This window comes from Mycobacterium avium subsp. avium, assembly GCF_009741445.1.
GTDB lineage: Bacteria > Actinomycetota > Actinomycetes > Mycobacteriales > Mycobacteriaceae > Mycobacterium > Mycobacterium avium.
The window spans coordinates 4,058,006-4,080,294 of the sequence record NZ_CP046507.1 but is presented as its reverse complement, the minus strand read 5'-3'; the positions used below and the strand labels follow the sequence as shown (position 1 = coordinate 4,080,294).

Here is a 22,289-nt window from a genome sequence, read left to right as displayed (position 1 = left end):
TCGCCCCCGAAGTCGTACGCATGACATGCCACGCATGCCAAGGTTGATGTCGTGGGGCAGGCATCGGTTCGGGGGCGAGTGCGCGGCATGACGCGGGCGGTGTGGCACTTCGTCATCAGTGCCCCGCTGACCTACGGCTGGCTGTTGGTGCTGATGATCACCACCATCATCCAGAACCAGCTCACCGGCCGGCAGCTGCATTCGGTACTGCTGCACCGCTCCACCAACATTCACGAGCTGGGCCGGGACCCGCTGGACGTCCTGTTTTCCAGCCTGCTGTGGATCGACGGCAAGAACTTCGAGCCCTACCTGCTGCTGTTCACCCTGTTCCTGGCGCCGGCCGAACACTGGCTCGGTCAGCTGCGCTGGCTCACCGTGGGATTGAGCTCGCACATCCTGGCCACCTACATCAGCGAGGGCATTCTCTACTTCGCCATCGAGAAACACGACGCGTCGGAGCGGCTGGTGCACGCCCGCGACATCGGGGTGAGCTACTTCCTGGTCGGGGTGATGGCGGTGCTGACTTTCCACATCGCCCGGCCGTGGCGGTGGGGCTATCTCGGGGTGCTGTTCCTCATCTTCGGTTTCCCGCTGCTCACCATGGACCGCGTCGAGCTGAACTTCACCGCGATCGGGCATTTCACCTCGATCCTGATCGGCCTGTGCTTCTACCCGATGACCCGCGCCAAGGGCGGGCGGCAGCTCAGCCCGGCGCGGCTGCGCACCATGCTGCGCCGGCGCGTGGCGCCGCCGGCCCGGCCCGACGTCGACTCCGGCCGGTAACGACGACTCCGACCGGTAACGAAAGGTGCCGCGCGCCAAGCACGTGCACGTAATCTGGCTCTGATGCGGCATTACTACAGCGTGGACGCGATCCGTGCGGCCGAGGCGCCGCTGCTGGCCAGCCTGCCCGACGGCGCCCTGATGCGCCGGGCGGCCTTCGGATTGGCCACCGAGATCGCCGCCGAGTTGACCGCCCGCACCGGCGGGGTGGCCGGGCGGCGGGTGTGCGCGGTCGTCGGCTCCGGCGACAACGGCGGTGACGCGCTGTGGGCGGCCACCTTCCTGCGCCGGCGCGGCGCCGCCGCGGACGCCATCCTGCTCAACCCCGAGCGCGCCCACCGCAAGGGCCTGGCCGCGTTCGGAAAGGCCGGTGGTCGCATCGTCGAAAGCGTTTCGCCGACAACGGATCTCGTCATCGACGGGGTGGTGGGCATCTCCGGCTCGGGGGCGCTGCGGCCCGCCGCGGCCGAGGTGTTCGCCGCCGTCGAGGACGCGGGAATTCCGGTGGTGGCCGTCGACATCCCCAGCGGCATCGACGCGGCGACCGGGGCGACAAGCGGCCCCGCCGTGCACGCGGTGCTGACCGTCACCTTCGGCGGGCTCAAACCCGTGCACGCGCTGGGCGACTGCGGACGGGTGAAGCTGATCGACATCGGGCTCGACCTGCCGCAGACCGACGTGCTGGGGTTCGAGGCCGCCGACGTGGCCGCCCGCTGGCCGGTGCCCGGGCCGCACGACGACAAGTACACCCAGGGCGTCACCGGCGTGATGGCCGGCTCGGCCACCTATCCCGGCGCGGCCGTGCTGTGCACCGGCGCGGCCGTCGCGGCCACCTCCGGGATGGTCCGCTACGCCGGCAGCGCCCACCGGGAGGTGCTCGCGCACTGGCCCGAGGTGATCGCGTCGCCCACCCCGGCGTCGGCCGGGCGGGTGCAGTCCTGGGTGGTCGGCCCGGGGCTGGGCACCGACGACGCCGGGGCCGCCGCGCTGTGGTTCGCCCTGGAAACCGACCTGCCGGTGATCGTCGACGCCGACGGGCTGACCATGCTGGCGGCCCACCCCGAGCTGGTGGCCAACCGGGCGGCGCCGACGGTGCTGACCCCGCACGCCGGGGAATTCGCCCGCCTGGCGGGCAGCCCGCCCGGCGACGACCGCGTCGGCGCCACCCGCAAACTGGCCGACACCCTGGGTGTCACCGTGCTGCTGAAGGGCAATGTCACCGTCATCGCCGACCCCGGCGGCCCCGTCTACCTCAACCCGGCCGGCCAATCCTGGGCGGCCACCGCCGGCTCCGGCGACGTGCTGTCCGGGATGATCGGCGCGCTGCTCGCCTCCGGATTACCGGCCGGCGAGGCCGCCGCGGCCGCGGCCTTCGTGCACGCCCGCGCCGCGGCGCTTTCGGCCGCCGACCCCGGCCCCGGCGAGGCGCCCACCTCCTCGTCGCGCATGGTTCCGCACATCCGGGCCGCCCTGGCCGCCCTGTAGACCTATAGAGAGGAATTCCCCAGTGCCCCAACATCCTTCGCTGCCCGCGCATGCCATCGCCCCGGCCTACACCGGCCGGCTGTTCACCGCGCCGGTGCCCGCGCTGCGGATGCCCGACGAGTCGATGGATCCCGACGCCGCCTACCGGTTCATCCACGACGAGCTGATGCTCGACGGCAGCTCCCGGCTGAACCTGGCCACCTTCGTCACCACCTGGATGGACCCCGAGGCCGGGCGGTTGATGGCCGAGACGTTCGACAAGAACATGATCGACAAGGACGAATACCCGGCCACCGCGGCCATCGAGCAGCGCTGCGTGTGCATGGTCGCCGACCTGTTCCACGCCGAAGGTCTGAACGACGCCGACCCGTACAGCGCCTGCGGGGTGTCCACCATCGGGTCCAGCGAGGCGGTGATGTTGGGCGGGCTGGCGATGAAGTGGCGGTGGCGCGCCAAGACCAAGGACTGGAAGAAGCGCACCCCGAACCTGGTGATGGGCTCCAACGTCCAGGTGGTCTGGGAGAAGTTCTGCCGCTACTTCGACGTCGAGCCCCGCTACCTGCCGATGGAGGAGGGCCGCTACGTCATCACCCCCGAACAGGTCGTCGACGCCGTCGACGAGGACACCATCGGCGTGGTGGCCATCCTGGGCACCACCTACACCGGCGAGCTGGAACCGGTCGCCGACATCTGCGGCGCGCTGGACAAGCTGGCCGCGCGCGGCGGCGTGGACGTCCCGGTGCACGTCGACGCCGCCAGCGGCGGGTTCGTGGTGCCGTTCCTGCACCCCGAGCTCAAGTGGGACTTCCGGCTGCCCCGGGTGGTGTCGATCAACGTCAGCGGGCACAAGTACGGGCTGACCTATCCCGGCGTCGCCTTCGTGGTGTGGCGCAGCAAGGAGTACCTGCCCGACGAGCTGGTGTTCCGGGTCAACTACCTGGGCGGCGACATGCCGACCTTCACGCTGAACTTCTCCCGCCCCGGCAACCAGGTGGTCGGCCAGTACTACAACTTCCTGCGGCTGGGCCGCGAGGGCTACACCAAGGTGATGCAGACGCTGTCCGGCACGGCGCGCTGGCTGGGCGAGCAGCTGCGGGTCAGCGAGCACTGCGAGCTGATCTCGGACGGGTCGGCGATCCCGGTGGTCGCCTTCCGGCTGGCCAAGAACCGCGGCTACACCGAGTTCGACGTCTCCCACGAGCTGCGCACCTACGGCTGGCAGGTGCCCGCCTACACCATGCCCGACAACGCCACCGACGTCTCGGTGCTGCGCATCGTGGTGCGGGAGGGGCTGTCGGCCGACCTGGCCCGGGCGCTGCACGACGACGCCGTCTCGGCGCTGACCTCGCTGGACAAGGTCAAGCCGGGCGGCCACTACGACGCCCAGCACTTCGCGCACTGAGACATTGCGCCGAGCGTGCAGCCACGGCGAGTTTTCCGCGATTTTTTCGCCATGAGTGCACGTTGGGCACTGTGAGAGAGCACGCGCGCGTTTCTGGGACAATGGCCGCCGTGGCCGTTACGCCGATATCCCTGACCCCGGGCGTCCTCGCCGAGGCGCTGGTCGACCTGGGCGCCATCGAGCACAACGTGCGGCTGCTGTGCGAGCAGGCCCGCGGCGCGCAGGTGATGGCCGTGGTCAAGGCCGACGGCTACGGCCACGGGGCCGTGCAGACGGCGCGTGCCGCGCTGGCCGCCGGGGCCGCCGAGCTGGGCGTGGCCACCGTCGACGAGGCGCTGGCGCTGCGCGCCGCGGGGATCAGCGCGCCGGTGCTGGCCTGGCTGCATCCGCCCGGCATCGACTTCCGGCCCGCGCTGCTGGCCGGCGTGCAGATCGGCCTCTCCTCGCAGCGCCAGCTCGACGAGCTGCTGGCCGCGGTGCGCGACACCGGCCGGACCGCCACGGTCACCGTCAAGGTCGACACCGGGCTGAACCGCAACGGCGTGCCGCCGGCGCAGTACCCGTCGATGCTGACCGCGCTGCGCCGCGCCGTCGCCGAGGAGGCCATCGTGCCGCGCGGCCTGATGTCTCACATGGTGTACGCCGACCAACCCGCCAACCCGGTGAATGACGTTCAGGCGCAACGGTTCACCGACATGCTGGCCCAGGCGCGCGCGCAGGGGGTGCGCTTCGAGGTGGCCCACCTGTCGAATTCGTCGGCCACCATGTCGCGTCCCGACCTGGCCTTCGACATGGTGCGCCCGGGTATCGCGGTGTACGGCCTCAGCCCTGTCCCCGAGCTGGGCGACATGGGCCTGGTGCCCGCGATGACGGTGAAATGTACTGTGGCACTGGTGAAGTCGATACGTGCGGGGGAAAGCGTGTCATACGGACACACCTGGACGGCGCAGCGCGACACCAACCTGGCGCTGCTGCCGGTGGGCTACGCCGACGGCATCTTCCGGTCGCTGGGCGGGCGGCTGCAGGTGTCGATCAACGGCCGGCGGCGGCCGGGCGTCGGCCGGATCTGCATGGACCAGTTCGTCGTCGACCTGGGCCCGGGCCGCCCGGACGTGGCCGAGGGCGACGAGGCGATCCTGTTCGGGCCGGGCAGCAACGGTGAACCCACCGCCCAGGATTGGGCCGATCTGCTCGGCACCATCCACTACGAAGTGGTGACCAGCCCCCGCGGGCGGATCACCAGGACCTACCGCGAGGCGCACACCGTTGAGTCCTGACCGAACCCGCAAGCGCCACAAGGGCAGGACCTGGCTTGCGGGGGGCGCGGGGGTGACCGCGGTCGCCACCATCGTCGGGGCCTCGGCCCGCCGGTCCATGACCCAGCGGGCCACCATCGAAGACGCTTACGCCGACGAGGATTTCAACACCTTCGACGGTGACCGCGCCCTGGTGGTGACCACGCCCGACGGGGTGCCGCTGGCGGTGCGCGAAGCCGGCCCGCCCGACGCGCCGCTGACCATGGTGTTCGTCCACGGGTTCTGTCTGCAGATGGGCGCCTTCCATTTTCAGCGGACCCGGCTGCCCGAACAGTTGGGACCCGACGTGCGGATGGTCTTCTACGACCAGCGCGGGCACGGCAGATCTGGGGAGGCCGCACCCGAGAGCTACACGCTGACCCAGCTCGGCCGGGACCTGCAAACCGTGCTGCAGGTGGTGGCGCCGCGCGGGCTGGTGGTGCTGGTGGGCCACTCGATGGGCGGCATGACCGTGCTCTCGCACGCGCGCCAGTTCCCCGAGCAGTACGGCCGCCGGATCGTCGGTGCCGCACTTATTTCGTCTGCGGCCGAAGGGGTTTCGCGGTCGCCGCTGGGTGAGATCCTGAAAAACCCTGCGCTGGAGGCGGTTCGGGTTGCCGCCCGGTCGGCGCCGAAGCTGATGCACCGGGGCCGCAACGTGTCCCGCTCGCTGATCGGCCCGGTGTTGCGGGCCGCCTCCTTCAGCGACTTGCAGGTCAGCCGGAGCCTGGACGCGTTCTCCCAGCGGATGATGAACAGCACCCCCATCCCGACCATGGTGGGTTTTTTGGACGCATTGGAACACCACGACGAGACCGCCGGGCTGTGGACGTTGCTGCGGGTCCCCACCCTGATCGCCTGCGGCGACCACGACCTGCTCACCCCGGACGAGTATTCCCGCAAGATGGCGGCCAGCCTGCCGCAGTCCGAGCTCGTCATCGTCGCCGGGGCCAGTCACCTGGCGCTGCTGGACAAGCCGGAGGCCATCAACGGCGGGCTGGTGCGGCTGGTCCGCCGCGCCACCCCGAGCCGGGCCGCACTGGCGCTGCGGCGAATCGGGGAAAGGTTGTGGCGCCGTGGCTGAATCCGGCACCGCGACGCTGCCCACCGCGCAGGACACCGCCGCACTCGGCGCGCGGCTGGCGGCGCAGCTGCGCGCCGGCGACGTGGTGGTGCTGTCCGGCCCGCTCGGCGCTGGAAAAACGGTGCTGGCCAAGGGAATTGCCGCGGCCATGGATGTCGACGGCCCGGTCACCTCGCCGTCCTATGTGCTGGCCCGGGTGCACCCGCCGCGGCGGCCCGGCGCGCCGACGATGATCCACGTCGACCTGTACCGGTTGCTCGACCACACCGGCAATCAGGGTGCCGACCTGCTCGGTGAGCTCGACTCGCTGGACCTGGACAGCGATCTGGACGACGCCGTCGTGGTGGCGGAGTGGGGTGAGGGCCTGGTCGAGCGCCTCGCGCCGCGGCACCTGGACATCCGGCTGGAGCGGGTCAGTGGATCCGACGTGCGGATCGCGACCTGGCGCTGGGCCGGCGGGGAGCCGTCATGAGCCCGCCGGTGCTGGCCCTGGACACCTCCACGCCAGCGGTGACCGCCGGCATCGTGCGCCGCGATGACTTGTCCGTGCTGGCCCAGCGGATTACCGTGGACGCTCGGGCGCACGCCGAACGGCTCACCCCGAATGTGCTTGCTGCCCTGCACGATTCGGGGCTGAATATGACGGATCTGGCGGCCGTCGTGGTGGGCTGCGGCCCGGGCCCGTTCACCGGCCTGCGGGCCGGGATGGCCACCGCCGCCGCCTACGGCCACGCGCTGGGCATCCCGGTGCATGGCGTGTGCAGTCTGGACGCCATCGGCGGGCAGACCACCGGCGACACGCTGGTGGTCACCGACGCGCGGCGCCGCGAGGTGTACTGGGCACGCTACCGCGACGGGGTGCGCACCGATGGTCCGGCCGTCGCCGCCCCCGCCGACGTCGACCCGGGTGGGGCCGAGGCGGTGGCCGGTTCCCCGGAGCACGCGCGCCTGTTCGGCCTGCCGGTCACCGGACCCGCGCACCCGACGCCGGCCGGACTGGTTGCGGCAGTGGGCGATTGGTCGGTCCGGCCGCAGCCGCTGGTGCCGCTGTATCTGCGCCGCCCGGACGCCACACCGCGGGCGGCCCGGCCATGACCGCGGGCGGCGAACCGGTCACCGTCGGCGCCTTGACGCGGGCCGACGCGCGGCGCTGCGCCGAACTGGAGGCGCAGCTCTTCGACGGCGACGACCCGTGGCCGGCCGCGGCGTTCCACCGCGAATTGGCCAGTGCGCACAACCATTACGTCGGTGCGCGGGTCGGCGACACACTGGTCGGCTACGCCGGCATCTCCCGGCTTGGCCGGGTTCCGCCGTACGAGTACGAGATCCACACCATCGGCGTGGACCCGGCATACCAGGGCCGGGGCATCGGCCGCCTGATGCTCGACCGGCTGCTCGAGTTCGCCGACGGCGGTGTGGTGTATCTGGAGGTGCGCACCGACAACGAGCCGGCCATCGGGTTGTATCGCAGCGTCGGGTTCGAGCAGATCGGCCTGCGCCGGCGCTATTACCGCATCAGCGGCGCCGACGCCTACACCATGCGCAGAAAGGCCCGGCAGTGACGACCATCCTGGCGATCGAAACCTCTTGCGACGAAACGGGAGTCGGCATCGCGCGGCTGGACGCCGACGGCGCGGTGACCCTGCTGGCCGACGAGGTCGCCTCCAGCGTCGACGAGCACGTGCGGTTCGGCGGCGTGGTGCCCGAGATCGCGTCGCGCGCACACCTGGAGGCCCTGGGGCCCACCATGCGCCGCGCCCTGTCCGCCGCCGGCGTGACCAAACCCGACGTCGTCGCGGCCACCATCGGGCCCGGGCTGGCCGGTGCCCTGCTGGTGGGAGTCGCTGCGGCCAAAGCGTATTCGGCGGCCTGGGGGGTGCCGTTCTACGCCGTCAACCACCTGGGCGGGCACCTGGCCGCCGACGTCTACCAGCACGGGCCGCTGCCCGAGTGCGTCGCGCTGCTGGTCTCCGGCGGCCACACCCACCTGCTGCAGGTGCGCTCGCTCGGCGACCCGATCATCGAGCTGGGCAGCACCGTCGACGACGCCGCGGGCGAGGCCTACGACAAGGTGGCGCGGCTGCTGGGGCTGGGCTACCCGGGCGGCCGGGTGCTCGACGAGCTGGCCCGCACCGGCGACCGGGAGGCGATCGTGTTCCCGCGCGGCATGACCGGCCCGCGTGACGCCCCGTACGCGTTCAGTTTCTCCGGGCTCAAGACGGCTGTGGCGCGGTACCTGGAAAGCCACCCGGACGCGGTGAACGCCGACGTCGCGGCCGGCTTCCAGGAGGCCGTCGCCGACGTACTGACCCGCAAGGCGGTGCGCGCGGCCACCGACCTCGGCGTCACCACCCTGCTGATCGCGGGGGGAGTGGCCGCCAACTCGCGGCTGCGCGAGCTGGCCGAGCAGCGCTGCGCGGCGGCCGGGCTGACGCTGCGCATACCCCGGCCGGGGCTGTGCACCGACAACGGGGCGATGATCGCGTCGTTCGCCGCGCATCTGGTGGCCGCCGGGGCGCCGCCGTCGCCGTTGGACGTGCCCACCGATCCGGGCCTGCCGGTGGTGAAAGCGCAGGTCAGCTGATCGCCGACGGCGAACACACGAGAAGCAGCGGAGTGCCCTTGAGTGCTAGCACTCGCATGTATAGAGTGCTAGGTGGCAATCGACCAAGCCCGGTGTCGGCACCCGCGACGACGGCGCTCGGGCATGGACGAATGCCGAACACCTGATTATTCGGCATGTTCGGGGCGCGCCCCGAACCCGACCCAAACACTGGAGGGCTCCAATCGTGGCGAAGGTGAACATCAAGCCACTCGAGGACAAGATTCTCGTGCAGGCCAACGAGGCCGAGACCACGACCGCATCCGGTCTGGTCATTCCCGACACCGCCAAGGAGAAGCCGCAGGAAGGCACCGTCGTCGCCGTCGGTCCCGGCCGGTGGGACGACGACGGCGCGAAGCGCATTCCGCTGGACGTCTCGGAAGGCGACACCGTCATCTACAGCAAGTACGGCGGCACCGAGATCAAGTACAACGGCGAGGAGTACCTGATCCTGTCGGCGCGCGACGTGCTGGCTGTCGTCTCCAAGTAACAACCGTGTCCCGCCCCGGCGATCCCCGCGTCCCCACGCGGGTGATTTCCGGGGCGGCATGCGTTACAGCCCGGTTTGAAGGAGCCTGATGAGCAAGATCATTGAGTACGACGAGACCGCGCGCCGCGCCATCGAGGCCGGCGTCAACACGCTTGCCGACGCGGTCCGGGTGACGCTGGGTCCGCGGGGCCGGCATGTGGTGCTGGCCAAGGCATTCGGCGGGCCGGCCGTCACCAACGACGGCGTCACCGTCGCGCGGGAGATCGACCTGGAGGACCCGTTCGAGAACCTGGGCGCCCAGCTGGTGAAGTCGGTGGCGACCAAGACCAACGACGTCGCCGGCGACGGCACCACCACCGCGACCGTGCTGGCGCAGGCGCTGGTGAAGGGCGGCCTGCGGCTGGTGGCGGCGGGCGCCAACCCCATCGAGCTCGGCGCCGGAATCTCCAAGGCCGCCGACGCGGTGTCCGAGGCGCTGCTGGCCTCGGCCACCCCGGTGTCCGGCAAGGACGCGATCGCCCAGGTGGCGACCGTGTCGTCGCGCGACCAGGTGCTCGGCGAGCTGGTCGGCGAGGCGATGACCAAGGTCGGGGTCGACGGCGTGGTCAGCGTCGAAGAGTCCTCGACGCTGAACACCGAGCTGGAGTTCACCGAGGGCGTCGGCTTCGACAAGGGCTTCCTGTCGGCCTACTTCGTCACCGACTTCGACGCCCAGCAGGCCGTGCTGGATGACCCGGTGATCCTGTTGCACCAGGAGAAGATCAGCTCGCTGCCCGACCTGCTGCCGATGCTGGAGAAGGTCGCCGAGTCGGGCAAGCCGCTGCTGATCATCGCCGAGGACATCGAGGGCGAGGCGCTGGCCACCCTCGTCGTCAACTCCATTCGCAAGACGCTGAAAGCCGTTGCGGTCAAGGCGCCGTTCTTCGGCGATCGGCGCAAGGCGTTCCTGGAGGACCTGGCCATCGTGACCGGCGGGCAGGTGATCAACCCCGACACCGGCCTGCTGCTGCGCGAGGTCGGCACCGAGGTGCTCGGCTCGGCCCGGCGGGTGGTGGTCAGCAAGGACGACACCATCATCGTCGACGGCGGCGGCGCCAAAGACGCCGTGGCCAACCGGATCAAGCAGCTGCGCGCCGAGATCGAGAAGACCGACTCCGACTGGGACCGCGAGAAGCTGCAGGAGCGGCTGGCCAAGCTGGCCGGCGGCGTGGCGGTGATCAAGGTCGGTGCGGCCACCGAGACCGCGCTCAAGGAACGCAAGGAGAGCGTCGAGGACGCGGTGGCCGCCGCCAAGGCCGCGGTCGAGGAGGGCATCGTCGCCGGCGGTGGGTCGGCGCTGCTGCAGGCCCGCAAGGCCCTCGACGAGCTGCGCGGATCGCTGAGCGGCGATCAGGCCCTGGGCGTCGACGTCTTCGCCGAGGCGCTGGGGGCGCCGCTGTACTGGATCGCCAGCAACGCCGGGCTGGACGGCGCGGTGGCCGTGCACAAGGTCGCCGAGCTGCCCGCCGGTCACGGGCTCAACGCCGAGAAGCTCGGCTACGGCGACCTGATCGCCGACGGCGTCATCGACCCGGTCAAGGTGACCCGCTCGGCGGTGCTCAACTCGGCCTCGGTGGCGCGGATGGTGCTCACCACCGAGACGGCGGTGGTCGACAAGCCGGCCGAGGAGGCCGACGACCACGGCCACGGTCATCACCATCACTGAGTAGGCGGTGCGAAACACCCCCGGTCCGTTCGGGATCGGGGGTGTTTCGTTCCGGGCGGGTCGTGCCGGATGAGCCCGGCCCGGGTCGCGGCCTGAGGTAGCCTGCGCAAGTGATCCGGACTCAGGTGTGCGTTGCCGGGGGCGGTCCCGCCGGGATGGTGCACGCGCTGCTGCTCGCCCGGGCCGGAATCCCGGTCGTCGTCTTGGAAAAGCACAACGACTTCCTGCGCGACTTCCGCGGCGACACCGTGCATCCGACCACGCTGCGGATCATGGACGAGCTGGGCCTCATCGACGAGTTCCTGCGCCTGCCGCACACCAAGATCGACACCGTCGCCTTCGACACCGACGGCTCGATTCGCACCTTCGGCAACTTCAAAGTGCTCAAGCGGCTCGGTTTCAACCAGCCCTATATCGCCATGATGCCGCAGTGGGACTTTCTCGACTTCATCGCCGAAAAGGCTGCTGCCTACCCGGAATTCACGCTTATCCGCAACGCCGAAGTGACCGACCTGATCCTCGAGGGCGATCGAGTGGCCGGCGTGCGCACCCCCCACGACGAGGTGCGGGCGGATCTGGTGATCGCCGCGGACGGACGCAAATCCGCGGTGCGCGCCGCCGCGGGGCTGCGGACGGCCCAGGCGCACTCGCCGATGGACGTGCTGTGGTTCCGGCTGAAATGGCGTCCGGGCGACCCCCGGGAGCTGTTCGGCGTGTTCCGTAAGGGCCTGATGATGGCCATGATCTACCGGGGCGACTACTGGCAAGTCGCCTATCTGATGCCGAAGGGCGCCAGCCCCAAGGGCGGATCGTTGGAGGAGTTCAAGGAACGGATCGTCACCGCGCAGCCGCGGTTGCGCGAACACGTGAACGACCTGACCTCGTGGGACGACACCAGCGAGCTCGACGTCCGGGTGGACAGGCTCGAAACATGGTGGCGCACCGGCCTTTTGTGCATCGGCGACGCCGCGCACGCCATGTCGCCGGCCGGCGGCGTCGGGATCAACCTCGCCGTCGCCGACGCGGTGGCCGCCGCCAACATCCTGTGCGCGCCGCTGCAACAGGGCCGGGTGACCGATCGCGATCTGGCGAAGGTGCAGCGGCGACGCGAACTGCCCACCCGCATCGTGCAGGCCGTCCAGGTGCTGATGCAGGACAACGCGATCGCGCCGAACCTGAACGGTGACCTATCCCCGATCCACGTCCCGAAGATCGTGGGTTTTGGTCCGCTGCAAGCCATTCCGCCACTTGTGGTCGGCCGCGGTTTCCGTCCCGAGCATGTCCGCACGCCGGACGTGCACGCGCGGTAGCGCCGTCAGAGCCCACCGATGATGATGACGATGCCCACCACGATGCACACCGAGAGGGACAAGGGCCACCGCCGTGACGCCCCAGGCGCCGGGCAGGTGGAGGTGCGGCCACAGCAGGCCGAGCAGCACCCGGTGAGCAGCCCGTGGGCTTGAGCGTCACCGCCCGGGCGGCAGGCTGGGGGGCGTGGTCACGGTGGTGGTCGGGGTGGACGTCGCGGTCGGGGTGCCGGTGACCGTGACCGTGCTGGTGCTCGTGCTGGTCGACGGCGGCGGCACCGCGACGGTGGTGGTGCTCGTCGTGACGCTGGCCGTCGGCGTGGTCGTGGTGGAGGTGGCCGACGACGCCGCGATCACCCCGCAGGCCAGCCGTTTACCGGAATCGGCGGCGGGCGTGTTGGCCAGGTTGTTCGCGTTCTGGTGCAGGATCAGCGCGCTGCCCGAGCTGGTCCTCAGGTCCGCGGCGGTGAACGCGTTGCTGGTGGTGACCAGTTTCGCCGAGCCGTCGGAGCGCACCTGCAGCGCGGTCAAATCGCCGCTGGCGGGATAGCCGGTGTGGTCCGGCGCCTGATAGACCGCGCCGGCGGATTCGAAGTCACCGGTCGAACCGCCCGTCGGCGCAGTCGAATTCGCCTCGCACTTGCCCACCGCGTGGATCTGCAGGCCGTGGAACCCGGGGCTCAGCACCTGGTTCGGGCCGGCTTCCACGGTCACCGTCGCGTAGCCGTTCGCGAATTCGAAGCTGGCGTTGGCGACCGGGATCCCCTCGGCGGTCTTGAGCTGGGTGGTCAACCGCTCCGATCCGGGCACCGAGCTGGTCAGCGGTGCGGTGTTGGGTTGGCTGCTCTGCTGGTTCGCGCAGGCGGCCAGCGGTGCGATGGCCGCGGTGACCGCCACCACCGCGAAGGTTGCGCCCTTGTGCATGGGCGCTGCCTACCCGGATCGGCGCAGGCCGAAACGGCGGTCTTAGGCCGAGCGGCGGATACCGCGCCCGCGGCCGATCTCGCCCTTGAGCAACAGGTCACGCTCGGATTCCGACAGGCCGCCCCAAACCCCGTACGGCTCGCCGACTTCCAGCGCGTGCGAGCGGCACTCCTGGATGACCGGGCACTGCCGGCACATTTCCTTGGCCCGCTGCTCGCGCTGCATGCGGGCGCGGCCGCGCTCGCCGTCGGGATGGAAGAACATCGACGAGTCGACACCGCGGCACAAGCCGTGCAATTGCCAATTCCAGATGTCGGCGTTGGGCCCAGGTAGCTGCTCCGGCTGTGGCATTGGTTCGTTCCCTCTCTGCACCGCCCACTCGAGGTCAGGTCGTGAAAGCGATGGTGTGCAACTTAAATTAAGTGGAGCGGAGTCCCCGATGACTACCCGTCTCGCCTAGACGGTAGGGGGGACGGCGAATTTACGTCAATAGCCACTTAGCCCGGCAAAGTATGTGTCCGTCCGCGCAAAATTAACGTTGCGTTCATGTCCGCTGAAATTGCCAAAGCAATGCCGTGCTACCAGGCACTTGATCGAAACGTGATTTCCCAGCTCAGCGCGGGGGCGACGGTCCGGTGGAATTTATCCATGGGCTATAGTCATTAACGGATCGGTAACAAGAAGACCACAAACTGTTTACTACATCATTGTGATTGAAACTCGTCACACTTCGGCGGTCGGAGGCGCGGTGCAGGCCAATGTTGCCGGCTCCGTCGACCGGTTGTTGGCCGAGGCCGCATTCGGCGACCGGCCCGACCGCTGGCCCCTGCCCGCGGCGGGCACGCCCGCGCAGCTGTGGTTGCGCGCCGTCGCCGCCGGGGGGCAGGGACGCTACGGCGCCGCGCTGCACGATCTGGCGCGGCTGCGCCGCACCGCGACCGCCGGGCGGCTCGCCTCGCTGGCGCACAGCACCCAGGGGTCGTTCCTGCGCCAACTCGGGTGGCACGCGCTGGCGCGGGGCTGGGACGGACGCGCCCTGGCGCTGGCCGGCGACGACCCCGAGGCGGGCGCCGACGCGCTGATCGGGCTGGCCGCCGATGCGCTGGGCGTCGGCCGCTTCGCGGCCGCGGCGGCGCTGCTGGCCCGCGTCGAGCCGCTGCTGGACTCGGAAAACATTGTGCCCCAGCGTATTTCGGTGCGCCGCGGTTGGGTGGCCGCCGAACTCGCGATGGCCCGCGGTGACGGCGAACTCGCCGTCCGGCGCGCCGGGGAGGCGGTCGAGGCGGCGGCGGCCACGGCCTCGGGTGCGGCCGGGGCGGCGGCGCGCCACCAGGTCAAAAGCGAGGTGGTGCTGGCCGCCGCGCTGTGCAGCGCCGGGGATATCGAGCGGGCCCGCGCGGTCGCCGACACCGCGCTGCACACCACCGCCCGGCTGCGACTGGTGCCGCTGCGCTGGGCGCTGGCGTGCTTGCTGATCGATATCGGAAGTGTGGAGTTTTCGTCACGGCAACTGCACGAAATCCGGGAAGTCTGCGCAGGCCAGGTGCGGCGCGCCGGTGGAACGTGGCGTTCCGCTTGAAACGGCCGTCGGCCCGTTATTGTCATTTCGTTAGTTAGCCCGGTTGGCCCGCGATGTGTCCGCTTCGTAACGTTGGAGATATCACCGTCGATGACAATTCCAGCAGGGGAACGTCTCGATGCTGTGGTCGCCAAGGCCGTGACGGGAGACCACAACGCACTCCGGGAGGTGCTGGAGACCATCCGCCCGATCGTCGTGCGATATTGCCGGGCACGCGTCGGCACGGTCGAGCGGGGTGGCCTGTCAGCCGACGACGTGGCACAGGAGGTGTGCTTGGCGACCATCACGGCGCTGCCGCGGTATCGCGACCGCGGGCGCCCCTTCCTGGCTTTCCTGTACGGCATCGCGGCCCACAAGGTGGCCGACGCGCACCGGGCCGCCGGCCGCGACCTCGCCTACCCGACCGAGTCCATCCCCGATCGCTGGTCCAACGATGCGGGGCCCGAACAGCTTGCCATCGAAGCGGATTCGGTGAGCCGGATGAGTGAACTGTTGGAAATCCTGCCGGCCAAGCAGCGCGAGATCCTGATCCTGCGCGTCGTGGTCGGCCTGTCCGCCGAGGAGACCGCGGCCGCCGTCGGCAGCACCACCGGCGCGGTCCGCGTCGCCCAGCACCGCGCACTGTCGCGGTTGAAGTCCGAGATGATCGCGGCAGGTGACTGTGCCTGAATCCCTGGATGAATTCGCCCGCACCGACCTGCTCCTCGATGCGCTCGCCCAGCGCCGGCCGGTTCCCCGGGGACAGGTCGAGGACCCCGACGACCCCGACTTCCAGATGTTGACCACCCTGCTGGAGGACTGGCGCGACAACCTGCGGTGGCCGCCGGCCAGCGCGTTGGTGACGCCCGAGGAGGCGGTCAACGCGCTGCGCGCCGGCCTGGCCGAACGCCGCCGCGGCCACCGCGGCCTGGCCGTGGTGGGGTCCGTCGCGGCCACCCTGATGCTGCTCAGCGGCTTCGGCGCGATGGTGGTCGAGGCCCGCCCCGGCAGCACCCTGTACGGGTTGCACGCGATGTTCTTCGACCAGCCGCGGGTCAACGAAAAAGACCAGGTCATGCTGGCGGCCAAGGCCGACCTGGCCAAGGTGGCCGAATCGATCGACAAGGGGCAGTGGGACCAGGCCCGCGCTCAACTGACCGAGGTGAGCAGCCTGGTCGCCTCGATCGACGACCCGGCCACCAAACAGGACCTGATGACGCAGCTGAACCTGCTCAACGCCAAGGTAGATTCGCGCAACCCCAACGCGACGCTGCCCGCGGCGGCCCCCTCGATGGCCCCGTCGGTCGCCGTGCCGGCCGCGCCCCCGCCGGCCGCGTCGATCGCGCCGACCCCGGCGGCACCGCCCGCCCCGCTCAGTCCGGCGCCCGCGTCGACCCCGTCGCCGAGCCCGTCAGCGGGCAAGCATCACCACCACGGCCAGCCACCCGCGGTGGCGCCGGTGAATCCGAATCAGTGAATCAGTGCCGGCGGTGGAAGCCGTCGGCGTCCGTCGTCGCCTCGTTGAGTGAGGCGTCGGCGTAGCCCCGGCAGTAATCCCACGTCACGTAGGCATCCGGCTCGGGGTCGTAGGCGGGCTCGTGCGGGCGCACGGTGCCGTCGATCAACAGCTGCAGCAGGTTGGCCCGCAGCATGTCCCAGTCGTGGTAGTGGTCCTGCTGGCACTCGTCGCAGCACACCACGAGTCCGCGAATACCCTTGTGCGCCAGCAGCGCCTCGTACACGGCCAGATCGGCGAGGTCGGCCTCGACGGCCATCCGCTCCTGCTGATCCAGCGGCTGTCCCGGCTCGACGGCATCCAGCGCCGCCGACGGATCACAGGGGTCGTCGGCGAAAGGATCGGGCGGCAAACCCGGTGGGAGGTGGTCGCGCACGCCTCTAGCCTACGCAGCCCGGCCGGGATAACGCCAGCAGGGAGCAACCCGCCGTTCGGGTTCCGTTTGGCCCGCGCGGCGCGCCCGAGCAAGCGGACTGCCGGGGCGGCCGAGCCGATAGGATGGGTCTCTCACCCCGCATCGTATGGAGGACCCCACTGATGACCCGTGGCACGTCCCACCTGGAAGACAGCTCTGACCTGGTTGGCAGTGCGTACGTGCGGGTGGGTGGCCTCGTCGACGATCCGGTGCCCACCGGGGGCGACAACCCGCACAAGATCGCCATGCTCGGCCTGACGTTCGACGACGTGCTGCTGCTGCCCGCGGCCTCCGACGTGGTGCCCGCCACCGCCGACACCTCCAGCCAGCTCACCAAGAAGATCAGGCTCAAGGTGCCGCTGGTCAGTTCGGCGATGGACACCGTCACCGAGTCGCGGATGGCCATTGCGATGGCCCGGGCGGGCGGCATGGGCGTGCTGCACCGCAACCTGCCGGTGGCCGAACAGGCCGGCCAGGTCGAGATGGTCAAGCGCTCCGAGGCCGGCATGGTCACCGACCCGGTCACCTGCCGCCCTGACAACACGCTGGCCCAGGTCGATGCGCTGTGCGCGCGGTTCCGCATCTCCGGGCTGCCGGTGGTGGACGACTCCGGCGCGCTGGTCGGCATCATCACCAACCGCGACATGCGGTTCGAGGTCGACCAGACCAAGAAGGTCGCCGAGGTGATGACCAAGGCCCCGCTGATCACCGCCCAGGAGGGCGTGTCCGCCGACGCGGCGCTGGGGCTGTTGCGGCGCAACAAGATCGAGAAGCTGCCCATCGTCGACGGGCACGGCCGGCTCACCGGGCTGATCACCGTCAAGGACTTCGTCAAGACCGAACAGCACCCGCTGGCCACCAAGGACAGCGACGGCCGGCTGCTGGTCGGCGCGGCCGTCGGGGTCGGCGGCGACGCCTGGGTGCGGGCCATGATGCTGGTCGACGCCGGGGTGGACGTGCTGGTCGTGGACACCGCGCACGCGCACAACCGGCTGGTGCTCGACATGGTCGGCAAACTCAAGGCCGAGGTGGGCGAGCGCGTCGAGGTGATCGGCGGCAACGTCGCCACCCGGGCCGCGGCCGCCGCCCTGGTGGCCGCCGGCGCCGACGCGGTGAAGGTGGGGGTGGGGCCCGGCTCGATCTGCACCACCCGGGTGGTGGCCGGCGTCGGCGCGCCACAGATCACCGCGATCCTGGAAGCCGTGGCTGCCTGCGGGCCGGCGGGCGTGCCGGTGATCGCCGACGGCGGGCTGCAGTACTCCGGCGACATCGCCAAGGCGCTGGCCGCCGGCGCGTCGACGGCCATGCTGGGCTCGCTGCTGGCCGGCACCGCCGAAGCGCCCGGCGAGCTGATCTTCGTCAACGGCAAGCAGTTCAAGAGCTACCGCGGCATGGGGTCGCTGGGCGCGATGGCCGGCCGCGGTTCCGGCGCCGGCAAGTCCTACTCCAAGGACCGCTACTTCGCCGACGACGCCCTCTCCGAGGACAAGCTGGTGCCCGAGGGCATCGAGGGCCGGGTGCCGTTCCGCGGCCCGCTTTCCTCGGTTATCCACCAACTCACCGGCGGCCTGCGGGCGGCGATGGGTTACACGGGCTCGCCGACCATCGAGGCGCTGCAACAGGCGCAGTTCGTCCGGATCACGGCGGCGGGCCTGCGGGAAAGCCACCCGCACGACGTCGCCATGACCGTCGAAGCCCCCAACTACTACGCGCGCTGAGGCCCACATGGTCGAGATCGGGATGGGCCGCACCGCCCGTCGCAGCTATGAACTGAGCGAAGTCAGCATCGTGGCCTCCCGGCGCACCCGCTCCTCGCAGGACGTGTCGACGGCCTGGCAGCTGGACGCCTACCGGTTCGAGATCCCGGTGTTGGCGCACCCGACCGACGCGCTGGTGTCACCGGAGTTCGCCATCGAGCTGGGCCGACTCGGCGGCCTGGGCGTGCTCAACGGCGAGGGCCTGATCGGCCGGCACGCCGACGTCGAGGCCAAGATCGCTCAGCTGGTCGAGGCCGCCAGCAAGGAACCCGAACCCTCCGCGGCGATCCGGCTGCTGCAGGAGCTGCACGCCGCGCCGCTCAACCCCGACCTGCTGGGCTCGGCCGTCGCCCGCATCCGGGAGGCCGGGGTGACCACCGCGGTGCGGGTCAGCCCGCAAAACGCCCAGGCGCTCACCCCGGTCCTGCTGCAGGCCGGCATCGACCTGCTGGTCATCCAGGGCACCATCGTCTCCGCCGAAAGAGTGGCTAGCGACGGCGAGCCGCTGAACCTCAAGACCTTCATCTCCGAGCTCGACGTGCCGGTGGTCGCCGGCGGCGTGCAGGACCACCGCACCGCGCTGCACCTGATGCGCACCGGCGCCGCCGGCGTCATCGTCGGCTACGGCGCCACCCGCGGCGTGACCACCAGCGACGAGGTGCTGGGCATCAGCGTGCCAATGGCCACCGCGATCGCCGACGCCGCCGCCGCGCGCCGGGAGTACCTCGACGAGACCGGCGGCCGCTACGTGCACGTGCTGGCCGACGGCGACATCCACACCTCCGGCGAGCTGGCCAAGGCGATCGCCTGCGGCGCCGACGCGGTGGTGCTGGGCACCCCGCTCGCCGAGGCCGCCGAGGCGCTCGGCGAGGGCTGGTTCTGGCCGGCCGCCGCCGCGCACCCGTCGCTGCCGCGCGGCGCGCTGCTGCAGGTCGCGATCGGGGAGCGCCCGCCGCTGCGCCAGGTGCTCAACGGGCCGTCCGACGACCCGTTCGGCTCGCTGAACCTGGTCGGCGGGCTGCGCCGGTCGATGGCGAAGGCCGGTTACTGCGATCTCAAGGAATTCCAGAAGGTGGGCCTGACGGTCGGCAGCTAGTCGCGCCTTGAGGCGCCCTTCCGCCTTGGGCCGCCCTTGCGCCTTGGGCCACCGGCCGGCCGTCACGCTGGCGCGACGGCCGGCGCCGAGCGTCACGCCAGCGTGACGCTCGGGCGCGGCGGCCGGAGGCCCCTGGCTTGTTACCGGCGGGTAAGGCCATACTGGTGCGATGAAGCCGGATTACGACGTCCTAATCATCGGTTCGGGTTTCGGGGGCAGCGTCAGCGCGTTGCGGCTGACCGAGAAGGGCTACCGGGTGGGCGTGCTGGAGGCCGGCCGCCGGTTCGCCGACGAGGATTTCGCCGAGACATCCTGGGACCTGCGCAAGTTCCTGTGGGCACCGAAGCTGGGCTGCTACGGCATCCAGCGCATCCACCCGCTCAAGAACGTGCTGATCCTGGCCGGCGCGGGGGTGGGCGGCGGCTCGCTGAACTACGCCAACACCCTCTACGTGCCGCCGGAGCCGTTCTTCAAAGACCAGCAGTGGGCGCACATCACCGACTGGCGCGACGAGCTGATGCCGCACTACGACCAGGCCCAGCGGATGCTGGGCGTGGTGACCAACCCGACCTTCACCGACGCCGACCGGATCGTCAAAGAGGTCGCCGACGAGATGGGCTGCGGCGACACGTTCGTGCCCACCCCGGTCGGAGTGTTCTTCGGCCCCGACGGCACCAAGGCCCCCGGCAAGACCGTGCCGGACCCGTACTTCGGCGGCGCCGGGCCGGAACGCACCGGCTGCCTGGAGTGCGGCTGCTGCATGACCGGCTGCCGCTACGGCGCCAAGAACACCCTGCTGAAGAACTACCTGGGTCTCGCGGAATCGGCTGGGGCGCAAGTGCTTCCGATGACGACGGTGAAGGCGTTCGAGCAACGCCCGGACGGGCTGTGGCAGGTCCGCACGGTGCGCACCGGCAGCTGGGTGCGCCGCGACAGGCGCACCTACACCGCCAAGCACCTGATCCTGGCCGCCGGCACCTGGGGCACCCAGCATCTGCTGTTCAAGATGCGCGACGAGGGCCGGCTGCCCCGGCTGTCCAACCGGCTGGGCGTGCTGACCCGCACCAACTCCGAGTCCATCGTCGGCGCCGGCAAGCTTGAGGTCGACCCCAACCTGGACCTGACGCACGGGGTGGCCATCACGTCGTCGATCCATCCGACGCCGGACACCCACATCGAGCCGGTCCGCTACGGCAAGGGCTCCAACGCGATGGGTCTGCTGCAGACGCTAATGACCGACGGCGCCGGCCCGCAGGGCACCGACGTGCCGCGCTGGAAGCAGTTGCTGGACCAGGCCCGCGAGGATCCGCGCCGGTTGATGCGGTTGCTCAATGTCCACCAGTGGAGCGAGCGCACCCTGATCGCGCTGGTGATGCAACACCTGGACAACTCGATCACCACCTTCACCAAGCGCGGCAGGCTCGGAATCCGTTGGTACACCAGCAAACAGGGCCACGGCGAGCCGAACCCCACCTGGATCCCGGTCGGCAACGAGGTCACCCGGCGCATCGCCGCCAAGATCGACGGCGTGGCCGGCGGCACATGGGGGGAGCTGTTCAATATCCCGCTCACCGCCCACTTCCTGGGCGGCGCGGTGATCGGCCAGGACGCCGAGCGCGGCGTCATCGACCCCTACCACCGGGTCTACGGCTACCCGACGCTGTATGTGGTGGACGGCGCCGCCATCTCGGCCAACCTGGGCGTCAACCCCTCGCTGTCCATCACCGCCCAAGCCGAGCGGGCGGCGGCGTTGTGGCCCAACAACGGCGAGAACGACCAGCGCCCCGCGCAGGGCGAGCCGTATCGGCGGCTGGATCCGATCGCGCCCAAGGCGCCGGTGGTCCCGGCCGAGGCGCCGGGCGCGCTGCGTTGGACACCGACCAAGCCGGTCAGCTCGGCCAGCTAGCGCTAGCTGGCCAGCACCTCGAGCGGGGCGCCGCTGATCACCCGGCTGCGCTCGCCGTGCACGTTGACCGGCACGTCGCCCATCAACGTGATGCGGTGCATCAGCCGGGGCTGGTCGTCGTAGTCGTCGATCGCCCGGTGCTGGGTGGCGCGGTTGTCCCACATGGCGACGTCCCCCGGCGCCCAACTCCAGCGAACGGTGTTCTCCGGCATGGTGATTCGCCGCTGCAGTAGCTCCAGCAGCACGCTGGACTCGTGGCCGTCCAGGCCGACGAAACCGCGCACGAAATCCCCGGCCAGCAGGGCGCGCTCCCCGGTCTCCGGGTGCACCCGCACCACGGGGTGCTCGGTGCGAAAGTCCGGCTTCTCGAACGCCTGGCGAAACGCCCGCTGGGTGTCGTTCATGGGGTCGGTGCGCACGTAGTCATAGCGGTTGGTGTGCAGCGCCCACAGGTTTTCGGTCAGGTGCCGCAGCGGCTCGGGCAGCTGCTGGTAGGCCGCGACCGTGGAGGCCCACAGCGTCGAGCCGCCGTAGCTGGGCAGGGTGACCGCCCGCAGGATCGAGGCCGCCGGATAGTTGGCGGCGAACGTCACGTCGGTATGCCAGCGGGTGGCCTTGCCATACTCGGAGTCGATGGGCGTGATCACCGGAAGGTGCTTGGCGGCCAGCGCCGAGGCGGCCGGGTGCCCGATGGGGGTGCCCAGCAGCCTGGCGAACTCGAGCTGCCGGGAGTCGTCGAGGTGGTGCTGGTGACGGAAGAAGATCACCTTGTGGGTCAACAGCGCGCGGCGGATCTGCTCGACCGTGGCGTCGTCGAGGTCGCCGCCGAGGCGCACCCCGTCCACCCGGGCGCCGATCCGGCTGCCCAGCTTGGTGACGGTTATCTGACCTGTCATTGTCGTCGTCCTTGGCTCGAAGAGGGGACCCAAAACGGGTGTAGTCAACTGACTACAAATGCTACTGT

23 protein-coding genes are annotated in these 22,289 nt (G+C 70.5%); 19 read left to right on the top strand and 4 right to left on the bottom strand.

Going from position 1 to position 22,289, the window contains the following annotated elements; translation table 11 throughout:
- The first annotated feature begins 51 nt into the window (after positions 1-51).
- The 13 genes from MAA44156_RS18970 to MAA44156_RS23690 all read left to right on the top strand — a co-directional run bounded on the left by MAA44156_RS18970 (position 52) and on the right by MAA44156_RS23690 (position 12,309).
- Positions 52-783: a rhomboid-like protein gene (locus MAA44156_RS18970; protein WP_023862258.1), complete on the top strand. Its 732-nt coding sequence runs from the start codon at positions 52-54 to the stop codon at positions 781-783.
- A 63-nt stretch (positions 784-846) separates the two neighbouring features.
- Positions 847-2,268, top strand: coding sequence for an NAD(P)H-hydrate dehydratase (locus MAA44156_RS18965; RefSeq protein WP_009978915.1), 1,422 nt, complete (start codon positions 847-849; stop codon positions 2,266-2,268).
- A 22-nt stretch (positions 2,269-2,290) separates the two neighbouring features.
- Positions 2,291-3,670: a glutamate decarboxylase gene (gene gad / locus MAA44156_RS18960; RefSeq protein ID WP_009978914.1), complete on the top strand. Its 1,380-nt coding sequence runs from the start codon at positions 2,291-2,293 to the stop codon at positions 3,668-3,670.
- Positions 3,671-3,780: 110 nt separating this feature from the next.
- A complete protein-coding gene (gene alr / locus MAA44156_RS18955; protein ID WP_196770386.1) occupies positions 3,781-4,947 on the top strand; it encodes an alanine racemase in 1,167 nt (388 codons plus the stop codon).
- 52 nt (positions 4,948-4,999) lie between these two features.
- Positions 5,000-6,049 (top strand): alpha/beta fold hydrolase, encoded by a 1,050-nt coding sequence (locus tag MAA44156_RS18950; RefSeq protein WP_009978911.1) that lies wholly within the window; start codon positions 5,000-5,002, stop codon positions 6,047-6,049.
- Positions 6,042-6,521 carry a tRNA (adenosine(37)-N6)-threonylcarbamoyltransferase complex ATPase subunit type 1 TsaE gene (gene tsaE, locus MAA44156_RS18945; RefSeq protein ID WP_009978910.1) on the top strand — a complete coding sequence of 160 codons (480 nt, stop codon included), beginning with the start codon at positions 6,042-6,044 and terminating at the stop codon, positions 6,519-6,521. The genes MAA44156_RS18950 and tsaE overlap by 8 nt, the downstream gene beginning before the upstream one ends.
- Entirely contained in the window at positions 6,518-7,144 is a 627-nt protein-coding gene (tsaB, locus tag MAA44156_RS18940; RefSeq protein ID WP_009978909.1) for a tRNA (adenosine(37)-N6)-threonylcarbamoyltransferase complex dimerization subunit type 1 TsaB, read from the top strand. Before tsaE ends, tsaB begins: the two co-directional genes overlap by 4 nt.
- Entirely contained in the window at positions 7,141-7,611 is a 471-nt protein-coding gene (rimI, locus tag MAA44156_RS18935) for a ribosomal protein S18-alanine N-acetyltransferase (RefSeq protein WP_003873393.1), read from the top strand. Before tsaB ends, rimI begins: the two co-directional genes overlap by 4 nt.
- A complete protein-coding gene (tsaD, locus tag MAA44156_RS18930) occupies positions 7,608-8,633 on the top strand; it encodes a tRNA (adenosine(37)-N6)-threonylcarbamoyltransferase complex transferase subunit TsaD (RefSeq protein WP_009978907.1) in 1,026 nt (341 codons plus the stop codon). The genes rimI and tsaD overlap by 4 nt, the downstream gene beginning before the upstream one ends.
- Before the next feature lie 205 nt (positions 8,634-8,838).
- Positions 8,839-9,141 (top strand): co-chaperone GroES, encoded by a 303-nt coding sequence (gene groES, locus MAA44156_RS18925; RefSeq protein ID WP_003873391.1) that lies wholly within the window; start codon positions 8,839-8,841, stop codon positions 9,139-9,141.
- Between the two features lie 88 nt (positions 9,142-9,229).
- Positions 9,230-10,846, top strand: a complete 1,617-nt coding sequence (gene groL, locus MAA44156_RS18920) for a chaperonin GroEL (RefSeq protein WP_009978903.1) — start codon at positions 9,230-9,232, stop codon at positions 10,844-10,846.
- Positions 10,847-10,956: 110 nt separating this feature from the next.
- Positions 10,957-12,156: an FAD-dependent oxidoreductase gene (locus MAA44156_RS18915; protein WP_023880673.1), complete on the top strand. Its 1,200-nt coding sequence runs from the start codon at positions 10,957-10,959 to the stop codon at positions 12,154-12,156.
- 30 nt (positions 12,157-12,186) lie between these two features.
- A complete protein-coding gene (locus tag MAA44156_RS23690; RefSeq protein WP_257756553.1) occupies positions 12,187-12,309 on the top strand; it encodes a hypothetical protein in 123 nt (40 codons plus the stop codon).
- A gap of 3 nt (positions 12,310-12,312) precedes the next feature.
- Here the strand turns inward: MAA44156_RS23690 and MAA44156_RS18910 are convergent, their stop codons facing one another.
- Both MAA44156_RS18910 and MAA44156_RS18905 read right to left on the bottom strand, forming a co-directional pair.
- A complete protein-coding gene (locus tag MAA44156_RS18910; RefSeq protein ID WP_009978899.1) occupies positions 12,313-13,077 on the bottom strand; it encodes a superoxide dismutase family protein in 765 nt (254 codons plus the stop codon).
- A 42-nt stretch (positions 13,078-13,119) separates the two neighbouring features.
- Positions 13,120-13,428: a WhiB family transcriptional regulator gene (locus MAA44156_RS18905; RefSeq protein WP_003874400.1), complete on the bottom strand. Its 309-nt coding sequence runs from the start codon at positions 13,426-13,428 to the stop codon at positions 13,120-13,122.
- Positions 13,429-13,825: 397 nt separating this feature from the next.
- On the opposite strand from MAA44156_RS18905, the gene MAA44156_RS18900 reads away from it, so the two are divergent.
- From MAA44156_RS18900 to MAA44156_RS18890, 3 genes are all read left to right on the top strand, one after another.
- On the top strand, positions 13,826-14,656 hold the full coding sequence (locus MAA44156_RS18900; RefSeq protein WP_065370823.1) for a hypothetical protein: 831 nt from the start codon (positions 13,826-13,828) through the stop codon (positions 14,654-14,656).
- A gap of 90 nt (positions 14,657-14,746) precedes the next feature.
- A complete protein-coding gene (locus tag MAA44156_RS18895) occupies positions 14,747-15,325 on the top strand; it encodes a sigma-70 family RNA polymerase sigma factor (RefSeq protein ID WP_011726026.1) in 579 nt (192 codons plus the stop codon).
- Entirely contained in the window at positions 15,312-16,112 is an 801-nt protein-coding gene (locus MAA44156_RS18890) for an anti-sigma-D factor RsdA (RefSeq protein ID WP_029248600.1), read from the top strand. The genes MAA44156_RS18895 and MAA44156_RS18890 overlap by 14 nt, the downstream gene beginning before the upstream one ends.
- A gap of 1 nt (position 16,113) precedes the next feature.
- Here the strand turns inward: MAA44156_RS18890 and MAA44156_RS18885 are convergent, their stop codons facing one another.
- Positions 16,114-16,527 (bottom strand): DUF5319 domain-containing protein, encoded by a 414-nt coding sequence (locus tag MAA44156_RS18885; RefSeq protein ID WP_023880674.1) that lies wholly within the window; start codon positions 16,525-16,527, stop codon positions 16,114-16,116.
- A gap of 161 nt (positions 16,528-16,688) precedes the next feature.
- Between MAA44156_RS18885 and guaB the strand changes: the two genes are divergently transcribed.
- From guaB to MAA44156_RS18870, 3 genes are all read left to right on the top strand, one after another.
- Positions 16,689-18,284 (top strand): IMP dehydrogenase, encoded by a 1,596-nt coding sequence (guaB, locus tag MAA44156_RS18880; protein WP_003874394.1) that lies wholly within the window; start codon positions 16,689-16,691, stop codon positions 18,282-18,284.
- A 7-nt stretch (positions 18,285-18,291) separates the two neighbouring features.
- Complete coding sequence (locus MAA44156_RS18875; protein ID WP_003879524.1) at positions 18,292-19,419, top strand: GuaB3 family IMP dehydrogenase-related protein; 1,128 nt, start codon at positions 18,292-18,294, stop codon at positions 19,417-19,419.
- Between the two features lie 169 nt (positions 19,420-19,588).
- Positions 19,589-21,325 carry a GMC oxidoreductase gene (locus MAA44156_RS18870; protein ID WP_009978889.1) on the top strand — a complete coding sequence of 579 codons (1,737 nt, stop codon included), beginning with the start codon at positions 19,589-19,591 and terminating at the stop codon, positions 21,323-21,325.
- A gap of 2 nt (positions 21,326-21,327) precedes the next feature.
- On the opposite strand, the gene MAA44156_RS18865 is transcribed toward MAA44156_RS18870, so the two are convergent.
- Positions 21,328-22,221 (bottom strand): TauD/TfdA dioxygenase family protein, encoded by an 894-nt coding sequence (locus tag MAA44156_RS18865; protein WP_009978887.1) that lies wholly within the window; start codon positions 22,219-22,221, stop codon positions 21,328-21,330.
- Between the last annotated feature and the right edge of the window lie 68 nt (positions 22,222-22,289).